The following is a 5,193-nucleotide window of genomic DNA, read 5'->3' as shown; positions in this document are numbered from 1 at the left end:
GGGTCCAGCTCGGCCGTGACCACGGCGTGGTCCTGTTCCCGCACCCGCGCCAGCTCGGCGAGCAGCGCGGACACGTCCGTCACGGTCTCCGGCGTCCGCGGGGTCCGCGGGGTGCCCTGGAGCAGACGACGCGCGGCGGCCGGCGGCAGGTCGGCGAGCAGGACCCGGCCCATGGAGGTGAGGAACGCCGGCAGCCGCGTGCCGACGTCGAGGTTCACCCGGATGATCCGCTCGGTGTGCACGCGGGCGATGTAGAGCAGGAAGGCCCCGTCCAGCACCGCGGCGGAGCAGGACTGCTCGAGGGCCTGGGAAGCCCGGGCCAGCACCGGCCGCAGCAGCTCCGCCAGCGATGTGCCCGTCCAGTAGCCGTGGCCGAGCTCGAGCACCCGCGGAGTGAGTCGGAACTCGCGGCCCTCCTGCACCGCGAAGCCCTCGTGGACGAGCGTGTGCAGGACACGGCGCGCCGTGGCGCGCGTGATGCTGGCGGCTTCTGCGGCGGAGGAGACGGTCAGCGCCGGACGGCCCGGGGTGAAGGACCGCAGCACGGCCAGTCCGGTGGCCAGGGCGCGCACGGGGGCCTCCGGGCGGGCGGGGCCGGGGCCGTCGGCGGGGGGATTGGGGAGCATGCGGCGAGCCTACCGTTCGCTGTGCGCACAAGTGTGCGTTGCACGAACTCTCCTGGCCCGGCGTCCGGGGCCGGGGCTAGCGTCACCGGCGAGAGAGATCGCGAGCGCACAGCAGAGGAGACCCCGCCATGACCGTCACGGACGCCTATGTGTACGACGCCGTCCGCACCCCCTTCGGCAAGATCGGCGGTGCGCTCGCCGGCTCCCGGCCGGACGACCTCGCCGCCCACGTGCTCCGGACCCTCGTGGACCGTGCCCCCGGTCTGGCGGGGCTGCGCCGCGAGAGCGCGCAGGACGTGGCGGACGAGGTGCGCGGCGCCCCGATCGAGGCCGGCACGGACCGCGCCCGCCCGGACCGGATCGACGAGGTGGTGCTCGGCAACGCGAACGGGGCCGGGGAGGAGAACCGCAACGTGGGCCGCATGGCCGCGCTGCTGGCCGGCCTGCCGGTCACCGTCCCCGCCACCACCGTCAACCGGCTGTGCGGATCCTCCCTGGACGCGGCGATCATGGCCTCCCGTCAGATCGAGGTGGGGGAGGCGGACGTCGTGCTCGTGGGCGGCGTGGAGTCCATGTCCCGTGCCCCGTGGGTGCTGCCCAAGACCACTCGCCCGTTCCCCATGCACGACCTGGCGGCGGCGAACACCACGCTCGGTTGGCGCCTGATCAACGATGCGATGCCGCCGGAGTGGACCGTCTCGCTCGGCGAGGCCACGGAACTGCTGCGCGAGCGCTTCGGCATCTCCCGCGAGCGCCAGGACGAGTTCGCCGCGCGCTCGCACCGGCTCACCGCGCGGGCGTGGGACGAGGGGCGGTATGACTCGCTCGTGGCCGCCGTGTCCGGCACGGACCTGGAGCGGGACGAGACCGTCCGCCCGGACTCCACCCCCGAGACCCTCGCCGGCCTGCGCACCGTGTTCCGCCGGGAGAACGGCACCGTCACCGCGGGCAACGCCTCGCCCATGAACGACGGCACCTCGGCCGCCCTCCTGGGCTCGGCGACGGGCGCGGACGTGCTCGGCCTGGAGCCGCTGGCCCGCATCGCCGGCCGCGCCACCGCCGCCAACGAGCCCGACTTCTTCGGCTACGCGCCGGTGGAGGCGGCGAACCGGGCCCTGTCCCGCGCCGGGATCGGCTGGAAGGACGTGGCCGCCGTCGAGCTCAACGAGGCCTTCGCCGCCCAGTCCCTGGCCTGCACGGACGCCTGGGGCGTGGACCCGGAGATCGTGAACGCCTGGGGCGGCGCGATCGCGATCGGCCACCCCCTCGGGGCCTCCGGCACCCGCGTGCTCGGCACGCTGGCCCGCCGCCTCGAGGCCTCCGGTGAGCGGTGGGGCGTGGCCGCGCTGTGCATCGGCGTGGGCCAGGGCATCGCCGTCGTCCTCGAGAACGTGGCCGCGCGCTGACGCGTCCGGCCGAGCACCCACCCGACCCCCCCTCCCAGAAGGAGTCCCCATGCTGGAGTTCGTGGACACGGCCGCGCAGGCCGTCTCCCGCATCACCGACGGCGCCACGGTGCTGATCGGCGGGTTCGGCGACGCCGGGCAGCCGATGGAGCTGATCGACGCGCTGCTCGAGTCCGGGGCCACCGGCCTCACGGTGGTCAACAACAACGCGGGCCAGGCGGACGCGGGCCTGGCGCTGCTGATCAAGGAGCTTCGCGTCGCCAAGATCATCTGTTCGTTCCCCCGCCAGTCCGACTCGTGGCACTTCGACGAGGCCTACCGCGCCGGTGAGATCGAGCTGGAGCTCGTGCCCCAGGGCAACCTGGCCGAGCGGCTGCGTGCCGGCGGGGCCGGCATCGGCGGGTTCTTCACGCCCACCGGCTACGGCACCGCGCTGGCCGAGGGCAAGGAGGTCCGCGAGATCGACGGGAGGCACTATGTGCTCGAGTCCCCGATCCGCGGCGACGTCGCCCTGATCAAGGCGTACGCGGCGGACCGCTTCGGCAACCTCGTCTACCGCAAGACGGCCCGCAACTTCGGTCCCGTCATGGCCGCCGCGGCCGAGCACACGATCGTGCAGGTGGACGAGATCCGCGAGGAGCCCATCGACCCGGAGCACGTGATCACGCCCGGCATCTACACGGACACCGTGGTGCGGATCGCCACGGCGTCCGGTGAGAAGGAGCGCGCGGAGCGCGAGGCCCTGGCCGCCGGCCGGCCCAAGCCGTGCGCGGCCACCACCACCGCGGCCGAGCAGGCCGCCGAGGGGAAGTGAGGAGCGCCATGAGCTTCACCCAGACCGACACCCCGCTGACCCAGGACGAGCTCGCCCGGACGATCGCGGCGGACATCGCCCCCGGCTCCTTCGTGAACCTGGGCATCGGCCAGCCCACCACGGTGTCCAACTACCTGGAGGCGGAGAAGAACGTCACCCTGCACACCGAGAACGGCATGCTGGGCTTCGGCCCCCAGGCCGAGGGCGAGCAGATCGACGAGGACCTCATCAACGCCGGCAAGATCCCCGTCACCGAGCTGCCCGGGGCCGCGTACTTCCATCACGCCGACTCGTTCGCCATGATGCGTGGCGGCCACCTGGACGTGTGCGTCCTCGGCGCCTACCAGGTCTCCGCGACGGGCGACCTCGCCAACTGGTCCACGGGCAAGCCCGGGGCGATCCCCGCCGTCGGGGGCGCGATGGACCTGGCGATCGGCGCCAAGGACACCTACGTGATGATGGATCTCTTCACCAAGAAGGGCGATCCGAAGCTGCTGGCCGCGTGCACGTTCCCCCTGACCGGCGTCGGCTGCGTCTCCCGCATCTACGCGGATCGGGGCGTGTTCCTGCTGGACGCCTCCGGGGTCGTGCGGGTCCGCGAGCTGCACGGCATCACGTGGGAGGAGCTGGAGGCGGCGCACCCCGGCGTGCGGTTCGAGAAGCTCGAGGACTGAGCCGCCGCGCCGCAGTCACCGGCCCCACGGGCTCCCGGAGGCCTGCGCCGTCGTCGACTTGTCCTGGGGAGCAACGTCGGTTGACTCATCCCGGGTGCAGCGGCCTGCGACCGGTGACAACTCAACCGACGACGGCGGCCCGCACCTTCACGCGCAGGTGCGGGCCGACGTCGTCCCGGCGGGGCGCTCAGGCGGTGCGCAGCACCATGCCCGGGTGGAGCATGGTCGAGACCGTCATGCCGTTGAGGCGTTGCAGGCGCTCCATGGAGACGCCCGTGCGCTGGGCGATGAGCCACCAGCCGTCGTTCGCCTGGACCACGTACGTGGCGGGCGAGGGCGCCGGGGCGGAGGCGGTCTGGCCGGTCCGCAGCACCATCCCCGGGTGCAGCACGGTGGTCGCGGTCATGCCGTTGAGGCGCTGGAGGGTCTCCATCGTCACGCCGGTGCGGTGGGCGATGATCCACCAGCCGTCGCCCTCGCGGACCGTGTACGTGCCCGGGGCGGGGGCCGGGGCGGGCGTGGGCGTGGCGGCCGGCGCCGTGGCGGCCGTGATGAGCACCATCCCCGGGTGCAGGACGGTCGACGCCGTCATGCCGTTGAGCCGCTGGAGCTCCGCGGCGGACACGCCGGTCCGTCGGGCGATGACCCACCAGCCGTCGTTCGGCTGCACCGTGTAGGTGCCGGTGGTGATCGGGGTGGGCTCCGGGGCGGTCGGGTCGGCGACGGTGCGCAGCACCATGCCCGGGTGGAGCACGGTCGCCTCGGTCATGCCGTTGAGCTCCTGGAGGGTGGCCGCGGGCACGCCGGTGCGGCGGGCGATGGTCCACCAGCCGTCGTTCGGCTGCACCGTGTACGTGCCGGCGGTCGACGGCGCGGTCGTCGGGGCCGGCGTCGGAGCCGGGGTGGCCGGTGTCGGCGGCTGGCCGGCCGCCGTCGCGATGGCCTCGGCGCGGTCCCGCAGGTCGTCGAAGCGGGCCATCAGGTGCTGCCCCGGGCACGCGGTCGCGGACGTGGCCCGGTGCGGGAAGATCGTGTCCACGGTGACGGGGGTGCCCGCGGCGTACTTCGTGCTGCCGCCCGAGGTCAGGGTGACCCGGCCGCGCGCGTCGATGCCGTCGCGGTACAGGTAGTAGGCGGTGGCGCGGGCCATCGCGTCCACCACCTCCTCGGACGGGGCGACCACGTCGTAGTTGCCCATCGTGGAAATGCCCATCGTGCCCCGGTTGAACCCGCCCGCGTGCGTGCCCAGCGGGTTCGAGTCCAGGGCGCCGCGGCGGCCCTCGTAGATGTTGCCGAAACGGTCCGTGATCAGGTGGTACGGGAAGTCGCCCCAGCCGAGGGTCTTCGTGTAGTACGCGTAGATGCCGCGCATCTGCTCCACGGCCTGGGCGCGCGAGTAGTCGTTGGTGCCGGCCGTGTGGTGGATGGTCAGCGCGCGCACCTGGTCGAACTGCGGGGAGTCCTCCGCCCAGGACTCGTCCGCGCCCCACTGGGCGCGGGTGATGACGTCCGGGAGGATCTTCGCGCGGGCATCCGAGGCCGTGGCCACGGTGCGGGCCTCGGCGGGCTCCGCGCCCCCGACGACGGCGCTCGACTTCACGCCCCGGGGCAGACCGGCGGTCTCGGCGGCCTGCTCGGCGGCCACCGCCGGGTGCGCGCTCGCGACGGTCTCG

The 5,193-nt window shown here is 73.7% G+C and carries 5 protein-coding genes; 3 read left to right on the top strand and 2 right to left on the bottom strand.

Annotated features, from left to right (window positions below; translation table 11 throughout):
* The coding region (locus HMPREF3105_RS09315) for an IclR family transcriptional regulator domain-containing protein (RefSeq protein WP_070709351.1) at window positions 1-626 on the bottom strand (626 nt) is incomplete at its 3' end.
* 128 nt (window positions 627-754) lie between these two features.
* On the opposite strand from HMPREF3105_RS09315, the gene HMPREF3105_RS09310 reads away from it, so the two are divergent.
* Genes HMPREF3105_RS09310 through HMPREF3105_RS09300 form a run of 3 tightly spaced genes read left to right on the top strand, consistent with a single transcriptional unit; the run spans window position 755 to window position 3,520 of the window.
* Entirely contained in the window at window positions 755-2,032 is a 1,278-nt protein-coding gene (locus HMPREF3105_RS09310) for a thiolase family protein (RefSeq protein WP_070709348.1), read from the top strand.
* 49 nt (window positions 2,033-2,081) lie between these two features.
* Complete coding sequence (locus HMPREF3105_RS09305; RefSeq protein WP_070709346.1) at window positions 2,082-2,846, top strand: 3-oxoacid CoA-transferase subunit A; 765 nt, start codon at window positions 2,082-2,084, stop codon at window positions 2,844-2,846.
* A gap of 8 nt (window positions 2,847-2,854) precedes the next feature.
* On the top strand, window positions 2,855-3,520 hold the full coding sequence (locus HMPREF3105_RS09300; protein WP_081097772.1) for a 3-oxoacid CoA-transferase subunit B: 666 nt from the start codon (window positions 2,855-2,857) through the stop codon (window positions 3,518-3,520).
* Window positions 3,521-3,707: 187 nt separating this feature from the next.
* Here the strand turns inward: HMPREF3105_RS09300 and HMPREF3105_RS09295 are convergent.
* On the bottom strand, window positions 3,708-5,193 hold a 1,486-nt coding region (locus tag HMPREF3105_RS09295), incomplete at its 5' end, for a LysM peptidoglycan-binding domain-containing protein (protein WP_070709344.1).

This window comes from Micrococcus sp. HMSC31B01 (assembly GCF_001816085.1).
GTDB lineage: Bacteria > Actinomycetota > Actinomycetes > Actinomycetales > Micrococcaceae > Micrococcus > Micrococcus luteus.
The sequence above is the reverse complement of the archived record's forward strand: the minus strand, read 5'-3'. Positions and strand labels throughout refer to the sequence as shown.

Coding starts and splice junctions, on each gene's coding strand:
- HMPREF3105_RS09305 (WP_070709346.1), top strand. CDS start 2,082: ATGCTGGAGTTCGTGGACACGGCCGCGCAGGCCGTCTCCCGCATCACC.
- HMPREF3105_RS09310 (WP_070709348.1), top strand. CDS start 755: ATGACCGTCACGGACGCCTATGTGTACGACGCCGTCCGCACCCCCTTC.
- HMPREF3105_RS09300 (WP_081097772.1), top strand. CDS start 2,855: ATGAGCTTCACCCAGACCGACACCCCGCTGACCCAGGACGAGCTCGCC.